Here is a 14,077-nt window from a genome sequence, read left to right on the forward strand (position 1 = left end):
CGAGGTCGAGGGCGAGCGCGAGGGCCCGGCTCCTCGAGCCGTTCGACCGTCGATACGGCGGACGGTTCATCGTCCTGGGGCTGGTCGGCTTCCTGGTCAACCTGTTCAGCGCGCCCTCTTCGCAACTCACGAACCGCTACCTCACACACACGCACGACTTCTCCAACTCGCAGATCGCGCTGTTGCGCGGGGTCACAGCCGGCGTTCCGGGCGTGATCGGTGTCGTCGTCGCCGGACGTCTAGCGGAGTCGCGCGGCCGACGCCTCGTGATCATCGGGGGCCTTCTCGTCGCCACATTGTTCCAAGTCACGTTCTTCCTCGGCAGCGGCGCGCTGTTGTGGATCATGCCGACCGTCTCCATCGTCGCGGCGGCTTGCGCCGGTATCAGCCTCGGCACGACGAACAACGAGCTCTTCCCTACTGAAGCCCGAGGCACGTCCAACGGGTTCTTGCTCGTATGCGGCGTGGCCGGCGCCGCGCTCGGGCTTCTGCTCGCACCGCGGCTCAAGGACGTGGCCGGCGGGCTCGGACCCGCGATCGCGATGCTCGGCGTGGCACCTCTCGTTGCCGCCTTCTTCCTCGTCCCCCGCCTCCCGGAGACCCGCGCTCGTAGGCTCGATGAGATCAGCCCTTCGGAGGTGTGATCGAGATGAGCGATGCGCTGAGCGCCTTCACCGAGTCGACGTTCACTCACGAGGGCCTCGACCGGCAGGTGTTTCGAGCCGGAGGCGGTCCCGCGGTGATCGTCATCCACGAAGTTCCCGGGATCACGCCAGCAGTTGCGGCCTTCGCGCAACGCCTGGTCGACCGCGGCTTCTCGGTGCGGATGCCTTCGTTGTTCGGTACGCCGGGACAGAAGATGTCCGCTGGCTACGTGATCCGGTCCCTCACCCGGGCGTGCGTCGCGAGCGAGTTCGCCGCGTTGGCCCTCGACCGAACCAGCCCCATCATCGGCTGGCTGCGCGCACTCGCCGCGGAGGCCCACGCCGAGTGCGGCGGCCCTGGGGTAGGTGCGGTCGGCATGTGCTTCACCGGCGGGTTCGCGCTCGGGATGATGGTGGACGAACGGATGCTGGCGCCGGTGCTGAGCCAACCGTCGGCGCCGTTCCCGATCGGCAAGAAGCGCAAGGCCGCGCTCGGCGTCAGCGATGATGACCTCGAGAAGGTCAAGCGGCGCGGCGCGCAGGGTGCGTGCGTCCTCGGGTTGCGCTTCACCAAGGATCTCGCGGTTCCCGCCGAGCGCTTCGAGACCCTCCACCGGGAGCTCGGCGACGCCTTCATCGCGGTGGAGATCGACTCGTCACGCGGGAACCCGAACGGGATCTCACGCTTTGCCCATTCCGTGCTAACCGAGCACCTCGTCGACACGCCGGGTCACCCGACCCGAGCCGCGCTCGACCGGGTGCTCGCCTTCCTCGAAGAGCGTCTGCGCGCCTAGCCCCGTCAGTCGGAGAGCTGTGCCTCGCACACGGTCGCGCCGGCAGGGGTGACGAGCGCCACCGTCGGGTGGCCGCTAGCGGGGATCGACACTCGACCGTTCCACTGCCCGCGACCGTCCACGATCGTGATCGTCCCGAGGTTCTCGCCGGTGTCGGAACCAGCGATGCGCAAGCGCAGCGTGTATCCACCGTCGGGAACCGCGTAGTCGACGCTCACGGCAAGGGCAGCAGGCGTGCCGGCCGAAACGGTGAGCCGTCCTACTGGGGTTCCGCCGGCGCCGATCATCGAGACCGTGCGCAGCTCAGGTGCAGCGACCGAGCGCTCGTCGTCTGCATCGATGACCCTGACCACGGCGATGCTGGTGATCGTGGCTGCGGCGATAGCCGCGGCCACCGCCGTAAGCGTGCGGCGCGTGATGCGTCGGCGCTCGCCGCGAAAGGCGCGGAGCACGCGCCGGTCGAACCCGGGCGGCGCGTCGACCTGCGGTGCGAGCTGCGGCAAGAGGTCGGCAATCTCGTTGTGCTCGGCGACGACCGCCTGGCAGTTGGCGCAGTCGACGAGATGGTGCAGGAGCTCGGCACGCTCCGCACCGTCCAGGATGCCGAGCGCGAGCTCGGGTGCACGCTCACGGGCCGTCGCGCAGCTGATCATCGGCCCGTCTTCATTCGGCACGTTCCTGCGTGACAAGCACGGACCGCAATCGCAACATCGCGGTGCGGATGCGGGTCTTCGCGGTGCCGAGCGGGATGCCTTCCGATTCCGCTACCTCGCGCGCACTGAAGCCGGCGATGCCCGCGAGCACGATGGCGCGCCGCTGGTCGTCGGGCAGCGTCGTGAGTGCTTGACGTAGCCGGTCGCCGTCCTCGTGCATCGCGGCGAGCTCGGGAGGTCCGGCGGCGCCGTCGCGCACGGGGAGCTCGACCAGTGCGTCCGGGTCCATCGGCGCTGGGCGCCGGACCCGCATCACGTCGATTGCCAGGTTCCTCGTGATCGCCAGCAGCCAGGTCGCGACGCTCCCCCGTCTCGGGTCGTAGGCGGCGCCGTGGCGCCACGCCCGCACGAGCGCTTCTTGGGCGACGTCCTCGGCCGTGCGGGGGTCGCCCACGATCGTGATCGCCAGACCGAACACGCGCCGTTGGAACCGGGCGACGAACGCCGCCGCGGCCCCGGTATCGCCGGCCACCATCCCGGCCAGCAAGGCATCGTCGGCAACGGACCACATGACGGAATACGGCCGAGCGGCGCCAGCGGATTGACATGCCCGGCCTCCGGGAACTTACCCCGGCAGAGGCAATCCGTTCGTCGCCCAGACCCGTAGTCCCCTCGAGACCCAAGGAGGACCGCCATGCGCAAGGCGCTCGTGATCTTCGTCGCCCTCGCCGCGGCTGCGAGCATCGCCCTGCCGGCGGCTGCGTGGGGGCCCACGAAGAAGAAGCCGGTCAAGCTCGAGGGCAAGGTGAACAACAAGGGAACGGAGAAGGTCAAGGACGGCGCGATCGAGATCAGCGCCGACGACTACTTCTTCGACGCCACGTTCATCAAGGGTGTCAAGGGCGAGACGGTGTCCGTCACCGTCACGAACGACGGCGCCGAGCAACACACGTTCACCATCGATAGCCAGGACATCGACGAGACGATCACCCAGGACGACTCGATCACGGTGGACGTCAAGATTCCGGCCAACGGCAAGCCCGTGCCCGGGTACTGCAACATTCACATCGGTGAGGGAATGAAGTTCGCGTTCTTCTCGAGATCCGGGAGCAAGGTCAGCTCCGAAGACAAGCCGGACACGAACCCGCCCACGGGAGGGTACGGGTACTAGCCAGGCGTACTGAGAACCGAATCTCCAACCCCCCCGCATGCGGTGGGCGGCCTCCTGGCCGCCCACCGTTGCGCGCCTACTGCTTTCGACGCAGACCGTGACCGAAGAAGCCGCCCTTGGGTCGGGCGTGCGCGTGGTAGTGGTCCGGGATGTTGCGCATGTTGTCATCGACGTAGTGCTCGAACTCGAAGTGCGTCCCGACGACCTCAGCCAGCCGGGTGTGCATGTAGTCGAGGGCGTCGGGTGACGGTTCGGTGTGGTGCACCCGCCACACCACCATGGGCACGGCGCAGATCTCGCACTCCGCGATCCAGCACACGTCATCCTCGTGGAACCACTCGGTGATGCGAGCGGCCTCGCACAGGTCGCACTCGTCAGAGGGTGGGAACGACGGTTCGGTCATTCGTCCAGTGCCTTGCGCAGCTCGCCGATGAACGCGCCCGCGCCCTCCGGGCCGTCACCGTCCAACAACCGCTTGATGAGGGCGCTGCCGACGATCACACCATCGGCCGCCGCGGCTCCCTCCACCGCTTGCGGCCCGGTCGAGATGCCGATGCCGAGAAGGCTCGGGCGGTCGGTCATGGCCTTGAGCCTCCGGCCCATGTCGGTTGCGTTCACCGCGAGACTGTCGCGCTCGCCGGTCACGCCGAGCAGCGACACCCCGTAGACGAACCCTCGAGAACGTTCGCAGATCCGGGCGAGGCGATCGTCGGGAGTGGTCGGCGCCGCGAGGAGCACGGTCTCGATGCCGGCGGCGTCGGCTGCGTCGCCCCACCCATCGAGCTCGTCGAGAGGGAGGTCCGGGACGATCGCGCCGTCGATGCCGGCGTCGGCGAGAGATGCCGCGAATCGTTCGTGCCCGGTGTGGTGCACCGGGTTGTAATACGTCATGACGGCCAGCGGAGCATCGACGTCGAGCTTCGCAGCCTCGGCGACGATCGTGGCCGGAGTCGCACCCGCGTCGAGTGCGCGCTGCGACGCCTCCTGGATCGTCGGACCGTCCATCACCGGGTCCGAGAACGGGATGCCGATCTCGACGGCGTCCGCGCCGGCGTCGACCACGGCCCGCACGACGTCCAGCCAATCCGGCCCGAGCCCGCCGGTCACGTAGGGAACAAGCAGCTTGGCGCCCGCGTCGCGACGCGCGCGCAGGTGTGCTTCGAGTCTCAACCGAGTTCCGTTCCGAGGCGCTCGGCGACCTGCGCGGCGTCCTTGTCGCCGCGTCCCGAGAGGGTCACGAGCACGGTCGAGCCCGATGGCACCTCGTGCCCCGCCTCACGGGCGAGCCAACCGATCGCGTGGGCGGGCTCGAGCGCTGGCACGATGCCTTCGGTGGCCGAGAGCACCTGGAACCCTCCGAGCGCCTCGTCGTCGGTCGCCGAGTGGTACTCGGCGCGACCCTCCGAAGCGAGCGCGGCGTGCTCAGGACCGACGCCCGGGTAGTCGAGCCCGGCGCTGATCGAGTGCGCCTCGAGGATCTGGCCTTCCTCGCTCTGGAGGAACAACGAACGCGCGCCATGGAGAACACCGGGCACCCCGCGCGTGATCGACGCGCCGTGCTGCCCGCTCTCGAGACCCAGGCCCGCCGCCTCGATGCCGATGAGGCGCGCGCTCGTGTCCAGGAAGCCCGCGAATGTGCCGATCGCGTTCGAGCCGCCTCCGACGCAGGCCACGACCACATCGGGATCGTGACCGCCCAGGATCGTTCGACACTGTTCGCGCGCTTCGTCACCGACGATGCGCTGGAACTCGCGAACCATCCACGGGTAGGGATGGGGCCCGACGACCGAGCCGATGCAGTAGTGCGTGTCCTCGACGGTCCCCACCCAGTCGCGCAGCGCGTCGTTGATCGCATCCTTGAGCGTGGCACTCCCCGACTCCACGGGCACGACCTCGGCACCGAGGAGCCTCATCCGCCAGACGTTGAGTGCCTGCCGTTCGACATCGACAGCACCCATGAAGACGGTGCAGTCCAGCCCGAACAACGCGGCAGCGGTCGCGGTCGCAACACCGTGCTGACCGGCGCCGGTCTCGGCGATCAACCGATGCTTCCCCATGCGCTGGGTGAGTAGCGCTTGGCCGAGCACGTTGTTGATCTTGTGCGAGCCGGTGTGCGTCAGGTCCTCACGTTTGAGGAGCACGCGCACACCGAGGCGCTCCGACAACCGGCGACACTCGGTCACGGGCGTCGGCCGGCCCGCGTAGTTCGTAAGCAGGTGCGCGAGCTCGTCGCGGAACTCCGTGGACGCCCACGCGACCCGGAAGGCCTCTTCGAGCTGTTCCAACGCCGGGACGAGCGATTCAGGAACGAACCGACCGCCGAACTCGCCGAAGCGGCCGAGTCCGGTCGGTACCGGCCCCGAACCCTCGAGCCGTACCGGCGCTCCGCGCGCGATCCCCATCACACTCCTCAGTTGGCGTCTCTCACGACAAGGTCACACCACACCCTGCCGAACGACCAAATCGTTTCGGTTACGCCGGTCGCTCGTCCACCTGCCAGTCGTAGGGTCCGAAGGATCCGTCGTCGGGATCCCAACCATCGACGGCGAGCTCGTCGGCGGTGGCGCGCACAGCTTCGATGAACCGGCGCATCCGAGCCGCGTCCTTACGACCGGAGCCAGGTGAGGTCTCGACGCCGGTCGACACGTCGACGCCCCACGGCCGCACGCGCCGGATCGCGTCGGCCACGTTGTCGGGCGTCAAGCCCCCCGCGAGCAGCAGCCGCGCGCCGGGAGGCACGCCCTCGGCCAGCGACCAGTCGAACACGCGCCCAGAGCCTGGTTCCGGGGCATCGACGAGGACGATCTGTGCGCCGCCATCGGCCACCGAGGCGATCCCGGGGTCACCCGCAGCGAAGCCCTGGATCACGAGCGGGACGCGCTCACGAACCCAGCGCACCTCGGATGCAGGCTCGCGCCCGTGCAGCTGGGCGCCGCCGAGCCCAAGGCTGTTCACCACATCGACGACCCGCTCGGGCCGCTCGTCGCGGAACACGCCGATCGTGGTGATCGTCGCGGGCAGGCGCCGCAGGATCGGAGCCACATCGGCCGGCGAGACGAGGCGTGGGCTCCCGGGCGCGAACATAAAGCCGAGCGCGTCAGCATCGAGCGCGACGGCGAGCAGCGCGTCCTCTTCGTTCGCGATGCCGCAGATCTTCACGAACACACGTACGACGGTACCGGACGCCCGCTACGGGGCTTGACCATTACGCTCTCGGCGCTCATGGGACCGGCGACGCAGCAGAAGACGACGACAGCCAAGCTGCCGAGCGCCGCTGCGTGGCTCGTGCGCTACCGGCTCCCGATCGTTGGCGCGTATCTCGCGGCCTCCATCGTGGTGGCGATCGCCTTCTCGGTTCCCGAGCGCCAGTACATGTGGTTCTGGCTCGCGGTCGCCATCGTTCTTGCCGGCGCGTACAACCCGCATCCGATCGCAAAGGTGATCATCGACTGGCTGCCGGTGCTGGTGATCCTCGCGGGCTATGACTTCGTTCGCAGCTTCGCCGGAGAGCTCGTGCCCCGCGCGGTGATTGAACCACAGTTGCGCTTCGACGAGATCGTGTTCGGCGGCACCGCACCGACCGTGCTGCTCCAAGACTGGTTCGACGTCCGCAAACGGCCGCACCCGTGGGACTACGCGGTGTTCTGCGTCTACCTGTCGCACTTCGTCATGACGCCGTGCTTCGCCCTCTACCTCTACTTGCGCGACCGCCCGCGTTTTCGCCGCTTCGCGATGGTGATCCTGGCGGTGTCGCTCGCCGGCTTCGTCACCTACTTCATCCTGCCAGCCGCACCACCGTGGTACGCGAGCGAGAAGGGCGACCTCGAGCCGACCATCCGGGTCGTGCAGCGGGTCTGGGAGGCGCTCGGGGTATCCGGCGCCGCAGATGCGTTCGCCGGTCGCAACACCAACGTGGCCAACCCGGTGGCGGCACTCCCCTCCCTCCACGCGGCCTGGCCGTTCTTGATGCTGCTCTTCGTATGGCGGCGAGCACCGCGCGGGCGCTGGCTCGCGCTCGCATACAACGCTGCGATGATCTTCATGCTCGTATACGGGGCCGAGCACTACGTGAGCGACGTCCTGCTCGGGTGGCTCTACGCCGTGGTGATCTTCGTCATCGTCAGCCGGCTGCTCGACCGGCCGTCGAACGCGGTCACGACGCCGAGCTAGCCACCTCGCCGAGCAGCACCTCGTACGCATCCACCATCCGATCGGCGGAGAAGTGCTCGACAACGTGCTCGCGGCACGCGTTCGGATCACAGCGGTCGACGGCGTGGACGGCTTCGACGAGATCATCGATCGACTCGCGCAGATATCCCGTGACACCGTCCACCACGACCTCGACCGCGGCACCGGCCGGGCACGTGACGACGGGCGTGCCGCAGGCCATGGCCTCGACCATCACCAGACCGAAGGGTTCTGGCCAGTCGATCGGGAACACCATCGCCTTGGCGCGTGACAACAGGTCGACCTTGACCTCGTGCGGCACCGCTTCGTACACCTCGACCTCGTCGGTGAGGAGCGGCACGACGATCTCGTCCCAGTAGGAGCGCTCGAACGGCTCGGCCTTCTTGACGATCATGGCCAGCGGCAGTCCGGCCCGGCGCGCCACCTCGATGGCGCGGGTCGTCCCCTTGTCCGGGTTGGCTCTCCCCACGTAGACGAGGAACTCGTCCTTGGCTTCGCGGAGCGGATAGGCGTCGAGATCGATCCCGTTGTGCACCGTCGCCGCATACCGCAACGCCGTGTTGTCGCGCCGCTGCGCGTTGCTGATCGCTACCAGGTGCACCCGCTGGTCGATCAGCGAGTAGTAGCGGCGGGTCGGCTCCGTCCACGGTCCGTGCAGCGTGTGCACGACCGGTGGGCGGCCGCCGAGCACCGCGGCTAGCGAGGGGCCCACGATCCCGGAATGGTCGTGCACCACGTCGAACCGGCCGACGTCGAGGTACGACGAGAGCGCATGGAACGCGTCGAACCACATGTTGCCGAGGAGGGACGGATCAGGAGGATCGTCCAGCGGGCTCACGAGCTCCGCCTTGGTGTTCGAGCCCCCGGAGGCGAACAGCGTCACCTCGTGGCCGCGGGCCTCCAGCCCGTCGGCCAGCAGCGAGACGACGAGCTCGATGCCGCCGTAATGGCGAGGAGGGACGGTGAACCACGGCGGAGCGATCTCGGCGATGCGCACCCGGTCATCGTCTCACGCTCAGACGGGGTTGGTGGCACCGGAAGCACCCGTGCGCTTGTCACAATGGGCCCGTGGCTCGCATGTGGACCTCCGGTGCGACGTCACCTCTCGACTCCGCGGCGGTGACGCTGGTCGAGGGTTCGGCGTTCTGCATCTCGTTGCCGTCGGGCGACATGATGACGAGCCATCCTCACGGCCTGTTCTTCCGCGACACTCGGTTCCTCGCGGAGCTGAGCCTCAAGATCAACGGCGAATGGCCCGAGCCGCTCGCGGCGCACCTGGTCGATCCCTTCAGCGCAACCTTCGTGGTGCAGGCCTCACCGGAGCACGGGCGCGCCGACTCGAGCCTCGTCGTCACGCGCCAACGCTTCATCGGACGCGGCATGCGTGAGGACGTGGTCATCCGCAACTACGGAGCCGAATCCGCCTTCTGCCATCTCGAGTTCGAGATCGGCTGTGACTTCGCAGATCTCTTCGAGGTCAAGGAAGGCCGCGTCAAGAAGGTGGGTGACCTCCAAGTCGAGCACCACGAGAGCCGCATCACCCACACGTACACGCGGGGTGCCTTCCGCCGCGCCGTACACCTCGACTTCTCACAGCCGCCACGCATCGTGGGGTCGGCGACCGCGAGCTACGAGATCATCGTGCCGCCGGGCGACGACTGGTCGGTGTGCCTTCAGGTCACCCCGGTGATCGATGACGTCGAGGTGACGCCGCGCCATCAGTGTGGCCACCCGGTCGAGCGTGCCGCCCCCAGCACGCGACTCGAGGCGTGGCGGCACAACCTGCCGACCCTCACTACCGACCACATCGAGCTCGCACGGCTCTACGACCGCTCGGCCGAAGATCTCGCCGCGCTGCGGCTCTTCGATCCCGAGCACCCTGACCGCACGGTCGTCGCCGCCGGTGCGCCGTGGTTCATGACGGTGTTCGGGCGCGACTCGCTGCTGACGTCGTGGATGTCGATGCTCGTGGATCCCGACCTCGCGCTCGGAACGCTCCAGACCCTTGCCCGCTACCAGGGCGAGAACGTCAACCCGCTCACCGAAGAGGAACCGGGTCGGATCCTCCACGAGATGCGGTTCGGTGAGAGCGCGCGACTGTCGCTCGGCGGGGGCAACGTCTACTACGGCAGCGTCGACGCCACACCGTTGTTCGTGATGGTGCTCGGTGAGCTGCAGCGCTGGGGGACGCGCGCCGAGGACGTCGACGCGTTGCTCCCCTTCGCCGACCGCGCCCTGACGTGGATCGACGAGTTCGGCGACCGTGACGGCGACGGCTACGTCGAGTACATGCGCACGTCCGATCGAGGGCTCAGGAACCAGGGTTGGAAGGACTCGTGGGACTCCACGACCTTCCTGGACGGACGGCTCGCCGAGCCTCCGATCGCGCTCTGTGAGGTGCAGGGTTACGTCTATGCCGCGCTGCTCGCGCGCTCGCACTTCGCCACGGAGCATGGTGACGACGCCATGGCGCGGCGACTGCGCGAGCGCGCCGATGATCTCAAGGTCCGCTTCAACCGAGACTTCTGGCTCGATGACCTCGGGCGCTTCGCGATGGGCCTCGACCGTGACAAGCGGCCGATCGACACGCTGACGTCGAACATGGGCCATTGCCTGTGGACCGGCATCGTCGACGATGAGAAGGCTCCGCTCGTCGGCAAGCAGCTGCTCGGTGACGACATGTTCTCGGGTTGGGGGATACGCACGCTCGCCACCGGCACGCCTCGCTTCAATCCCGTCAGCTACCACAACGGCAGCGTGTGGCCGCACGACAACGCGATCTGCGCCGCGGGGCTCATGCGGTACGGCCTCATCGAAGAGGCGCACCGCGTGATGGAGGGCATCGTCGGTGCCGCCGGCGAGTTCGGTCATCGTCTCCCCGAGCTATTCGCAGGCTTCTCGCGTTCCGACTACTCGTTCCCGGTCGCGTACCCCACATCGTGCTCACCGCAGGCGTGGGCCGCCGCGTCGCCCCTGCTCATGCTGCGCACGCTCCTGCGCTTCGAGCCTGACGTGCGCAGCAAGCGTCTCAATCTCGCGCCGGCGCTCCCCGATTGGATCGGGAGCTTCCGCCTCGACGGTGTCGACCTCATGGGTGGGCAGCTCATGATCGAAGCCGCGGACGACCGCCTGGTCGCATTCGAGGGCCCGCCCGGCCTCGAGCTGCTCGACGAGCCACGCGCGAGCTGACGCGCTCGCTGCTCTTCTCAGCCGCGCGCGGTCGTTGGTACGGCAGCCAGATCGCGCACGAGTGTGGCCGGGTCGACGGCGCGCACCAACGCCTCACCAACGAGCACGGCGTCGAAGCCCGCCGCAGCCATGTGTCGAGCATCATCGACACTTCGGATCGCGCTCTCTGCGACCGCGACCACTTCAGGCGGAACACGGGCCACCAGCCGTTCGGCCACGCCGAGATCCTCCGAGAACGTCTCGAGGTCGCGCGCGTTGACACCGACGCAGCTGGCGCCGATGCCGAGCGCGCGGTCGAGCTCGGCTTCGTCGTGCGCCTCGACGACCGCGTCGAGACCGAGCTCGAGTGCGAGCCCGTGCAGGTCGCGCAGCATCCCGTCGTCGGGGACGGCAGCAACGATCAGCAGGATCGCATCGGCCCCGATCCCCCGCGTCTCGTACACCTGGTCGGGGTCGATCGTGAAGTCCTTGCGGAGCACGGGCGTGGCCGATGCCGCCGCGCGGGCGTCTTGCAGGTCACGGACGGAGCCGCCGAAGAACGGGCCGTCGGTGAGCACCGAGATGCACGCGGCGCCGCCGGTCGCGTAGGCGGCCGCGGTTCGAGCGGCGTCGAGGTTGGGCGCGAGCTCACCCTTCGAGGGCGAGCGACGCTTGATCTCGGCGATCACACCCAGCGTGCCGGCGACTCGGGCCTGCTCTCGCAAGCGCGTCTCGAAGCCGCGGGTCGGGCCGGATTCGAGCGCGCCGCGACGGATCGCCTCTCGGGTCTCCGGCTGGTGGAGCACCGTCACCTCGTCGCGTTTGTTCGCGAGGATCTCGTCGAGCGCACTCATCGGAACGCGAGTGTGGCAGGAAAGGGGATCAGACCCGGCACGACATCGTGCCAGGATGCGCGGTGGACCGAAGGCGACTGTCGATCGGGCTGCTGCTCAATGTGTCGGTCATCGCCTTCGAGGCCCTTTCGGTTGCCACCATCGCGCCGCGAGTGGCGCGCGATCTCGGTGGGTTGGAGCTCTACGGGTGGACGTTTGCCGCGTTCATGCTGGCGAACCTCGTGAGCGTCGTCGTTGCCGGGCACGCGTCGGACCGGCACGGCCCGGCAGCGCCGTACTCGATCGGCCTCGCGCTGTTCATGGCCGGCTTGCTCCTGTGCGGCCTCGCTCCCACCATGCCCGTGCTCGTCGCGGGGCGCGCGCTCCAGGGCCTCGGCGCGGGAGCGATGGTCGCAACCGCCTACGTTGCGATCGGGCGCGCCTACGACGAGCACGAGCGGCCGCGACAGTTCGCGCTCCTGTCCACCGCATGGGTGGTCCCGGGTCTCGCGGCGCCGGCGCTCGCGGGCGTGATCGCCGAAGAAGCAGGCTGGCGGTTCGTGTTCTTGGGCCTCGCCGTTCTTCCGGTGATCGCGGCATCGCTCTGTCTGCCGGTGATGCGCACGCTGGGCACGGGGACGCGCCTGACCGAGGGGGTGCTGCCGGTGGGCGCCGCCGTTCGCCTTGCCGCCGGTGCGGGACTGCTGGTCGCCGGGTTGGGAGCCGACGCGCTCGTCGTGGGTGCGCCGCTCGTGGTGCTCGGGGTCGCGCTCGGTGTACCCGCTTTTCGCAAGCTCACGCCCGCCGGCACGCTGCGCGCTCGACCGGGTATGCCAGCTGCGGTCGCGACACGCGGGCTGGAGACCTTTGCGTTCTTCGGCGCCGACGCGTTCCTCGCGCTCACGTTGGCGAACGTGCGTGGTCTCTCGGCGGTTGGTGTGGGTCTCGTGCTCACGCCGGCCACGCTCACGTGGACCTGCGGCTCCTGGCTGCAGGCTCACCGCTCCGGTCGGTGGACCCGACGCTCGATGGCCTCGGCCGGCATCGCGCTGGTCGCAGTGGGGATCGCGCTCTCGGCGACCGCGTTGATGCGCGCCGTTCCCGTCTGGGTCGCGGGCGTGGCGTGGGGCATCGGCGGCTTCGGGATGGGTCTGTCGTACAGCACAGCCTCGACCACCGTGTTGTCCGAGGCCGACGCGAGCAGCCAGGGCGCGGCCACCTCGGCACTCCAGCTGAGCGACGGGCTCGGTCAGGCGCTCGGAACCGGTCTCGGCGGAGCGATCGTGGCCGTGGCTGTCGCCGGCGCGAGCGGACGCCGTGACGCGCTCATCGTCGTGTTCGGATTGATGTTCGCAGTTGCGTTGCTCGGCATCGTCACGTCGCGCCGCTTCCCGCAGGACCCCGCGGGACTCGGGGTGACGGCCGTACGATCCGCCCCATGACACCAATCGAGTTCCCCGACGGCTTCCTCTGGGGCACCGCCACCGCCGCGCACCAGGTGGAAGGCAGCAACTGGAACAACGACTGGTGGGCGTGGGAGCACGCGCCAAACACGGTCTGCGAAGACCCGTCAGGCGACGCGTGCGACCACTATCACCGCTACCCAGACGACCTCGACATCCTCGTGGAGCTGGGATTTGGTGCGTACCGCTTCTCGCTCGAGTGGTCACGCATCGAACCAGAGGAAGGTGAGTGGTCGCGTTCGCAGCTCGACCACTACTCACGGATGCTCGACGCTTGTCACGAGCGCGGGCTGAAACCCGTGGTGACGTTCCATCACTTCACCACGCCGCGATGGGCCGCAGTCGACGGTGGTTGGGCCAACCCCGTCACGGCAGAGCGGTTCGCCCGCTTCTGCGAGCACGCTGCTGACGCGCTGGGCGACCGCATCTCCATGGCATGCACGATCAACGAACCGAACATCGTTCCGCTCATGGGGTGGCTGATGGGCGCCTTCCCGCCGGGTCTTACGCAGGACCTCGACAGGTACGCGCGGGCCACCGAGACACTCATCGCCGCGCACGGCCGCGCGTTCGAGGCGCTCAAGGCCAGCCGGGGCGACTTCCCCGTGGGCCTCACGCTCTCGATGAGCGACTGGGCCGCCGAGCCGGGCGTCGAAGCCGACATGCAGCAATACCGCGCCCATCACGAGGACGTGTACCTCGAATCGTGTCGCGGCGACGACTTCTTCGGAGTGCAGGCGTACTCACGGACCCGCGTGAACGCCAAGGGCGTGACCGGACCGGAACCCGGTGTCGAGGTGCTCCCGATGGGCTACGAGTACTGGCCCGCGGCTGCCGAAGCCGCGATCCGCCATGCCGTCGAGGTCACGGGCGTGCCCGTGTACGTCACCGAGAACGGCATCGGCACCGATGACGACGAGCAGCGGGTCCGCTATCTGCGCGATTCACTCACGGGCGTGGCTCGGACCATCGCCGACGGCTTGGACGTGCGCGGCTTCTTCCACTGGTCGCTCCTCGACAACTTCGAGTGGGCCTTCGGCTACCGGATGCGATTCGGGATCGTGGGCGTCGATCGCCAGACCCAGGAACGTGCCATCAAGCCCAGCGCGCGCTGGTTGAGTGAAGTGGTGAAGACGAACCGCCTCAGCTGAGCTTCACATCCG

Annotated in this window: 15 protein-coding genes; 7 read left to right on the forward strand and 8 right to left on the reverse strand. The window is 68.5% G+C overall.

What is annotated here, in order from left to right; translation table 11 throughout:
- Together WEE69_11265 and WEE69_11270 are read left to right on the forward strand one after the other, a co-directional pair.
- A partial coding sequence (locus WEE69_11265; protein MEX1145872.1) for an MFS transporter occupies nt 1-644 on the forward strand: 644 nt, incomplete at its 5' end.
- Between the two features lie 5 nt (nt 645-649).
- Nucleotides 650-1,438: a dienelactone hydrolase family protein gene (locus WEE69_11270; protein MEX1145873.1), complete on the forward strand. Its 789-nt coding sequence runs from the start codon at nt 650-652 to the stop codon at nt 1,436-1,438.
- A gap of 5 nt (nt 1,439-1,443) precedes the next feature.
- Here the strand turns inward: WEE69_11270 and WEE69_11275 are convergent, their stop codons facing one another.
- Both WEE69_11275 and WEE69_11280 read right to left on the reverse strand, forming a co-directional pair.
- A complete protein-coding gene (locus WEE69_11275; protein ID MEX1145874.1) occupies nt 1,444-2,091 on the reverse strand; it encodes a zf-HC2 domain-containing protein in 648 nt (215 codons plus the stop codon).
- 10 nt (nt 2,092-2,101) lie between these two features.
- Nucleotides 2,102-2,662, reverse strand: a complete 561-nt coding sequence (locus WEE69_11280; GenBank protein ID MEX1145875.1) for a sigma-70 family RNA polymerase sigma factor — start codon at nt 2,660-2,662, stop codon at nt 2,102-2,104.
- Between the two features lie 123 nt (nt 2,663-2,785).
- On the opposite strand from WEE69_11280, the gene WEE69_11285 reads away from it, so the two are divergent.
- Nucleotides 2,786-3,262, forward strand: a complete 477-nt coding sequence (locus WEE69_11285; GenBank protein ID MEX1145876.1) for a hypothetical protein — start codon at nt 2,786-2,788, stop codon at nt 3,260-3,262.
- A 76-nt stretch (nt 3,263-3,338) separates the two neighbouring features.
- Here WEE69_11285 and WEE69_11290 read toward each other — a convergent pair whose 3' ends face one another.
- From WEE69_11290 to WEE69_11305, 4 genes are all read right to left on the reverse strand, one after another.
- Entirely contained in the window at nt 3,339-3,665 is a 327-nt protein-coding gene (locus tag WEE69_11290) for a hypothetical protein (protein MEX1145877.1), read from the reverse strand.
- A complete protein-coding gene (trpA, locus tag WEE69_11295) occupies nt 3,662-4,432 on the reverse strand; it encodes a tryptophan synthase subunit alpha (protein ID MEX1145878.1) in 771 nt (256 codons plus the stop codon). Before trpA ends, WEE69_11290 begins: the two co-directional genes overlap by 4 nt.
- Nucleotides 4,429-5,664, reverse strand: a complete 1,236-nt coding sequence (gene trpB / locus WEE69_11300; GenBank protein ID MEX1145879.1) for a tryptophan synthase subunit beta — start codon at nt 5,662-5,664, stop codon at nt 4,429-4,431. The genes trpA and trpB overlap by 4 nt, the downstream gene beginning before the upstream one ends.
- Nucleotides 5,665-5,734: 70 nt before the next feature.
- Entirely contained in the window at nt 5,735-6,427 is a 693-nt protein-coding gene (locus WEE69_11305; protein ID MEX1145880.1) for a phosphoribosylanthranilate isomerase, read from the reverse strand.
- 57 nt (nt 6,428-6,484) lie between these two features.
- Here WEE69_11305 and WEE69_11310 point away from each other — a divergent pair, with 57 nt between their 5' ends.
- Nucleotides 6,485-7,432, forward strand: a complete 948-nt coding sequence (locus WEE69_11310) for a phosphatase PAP2 family protein (protein MEX1145881.1) — start codon at nt 6,485-6,487, stop codon at nt 7,430-7,432.
- Here the strand turns inward: WEE69_11310 and WEE69_11315 are convergent.
- Entirely contained in the window at nt 7,416-8,447 is a 1,032-nt protein-coding gene (locus WEE69_11315) for a glycosyltransferase family 4 protein (protein MEX1145882.1), read from the reverse strand. The genes WEE69_11310 and WEE69_11315 overlap by 17 nt on opposite strands.
- Before the next feature lie 80 nt (nt 8,448-8,527).
- Between WEE69_11315 and WEE69_11320 the strand changes: the two genes are divergently transcribed.
- Nucleotides 8,528-10,639, forward strand: a complete 2,112-nt coding sequence (locus tag WEE69_11320; protein ID MEX1145883.1) for a glycogen debranching N-terminal domain-containing protein — start codon at nt 8,528-8,530, stop codon at nt 10,637-10,639.
- Between the two features lie 17 nt (nt 10,640-10,656).
- Here WEE69_11320 and WEE69_11325 read toward each other — a convergent pair whose 3' ends face one another.
- Nucleotides 10,657-11,472, reverse strand: a complete 816-nt coding sequence (locus WEE69_11325; GenBank protein ID MEX1145884.1) for an indole-3-glycerol phosphate synthase TrpC — start codon at nt 11,470-11,472, stop codon at nt 10,657-10,659.
- A gap of 62 nt (nt 11,473-11,534) precedes the next feature.
- On the opposite strand from WEE69_11325, the gene WEE69_11330 reads away from it, so the two are divergent.
- Both WEE69_11330 and WEE69_11335 read left to right on the forward strand, forming a co-directional pair.
- Nucleotides 11,535-12,893, forward strand: coding sequence for an MFS transporter (locus tag WEE69_11330; protein MEX1145885.1), 1,359 nt, complete (start codon nt 11,535-11,537; stop codon nt 12,891-12,893).
- Nucleotides 12,890-14,065 (forward strand): family 1 glycosylhydrolase, encoded by a 1,176-nt coding sequence (locus WEE69_11335; GenBank protein ID MEX1145886.1) that lies wholly within the window; start codon nt 12,890-12,892, stop codon nt 14,063-14,065. Before WEE69_11330 ends, WEE69_11335 begins: the two co-directional genes overlap by 4 nt.
- Nucleotides 14,066-14,077 lie beyond the last annotated feature (12 nt).

Source organism: Acidimicrobiia bacterium, from assembly GCA_040881685.1.
In the GTDB taxonomy this organism is placed as follows: Bacteria; Actinomycetota; Acidimicrobiia; order IMCC26256; family PALSA-555; genus SHVJ01.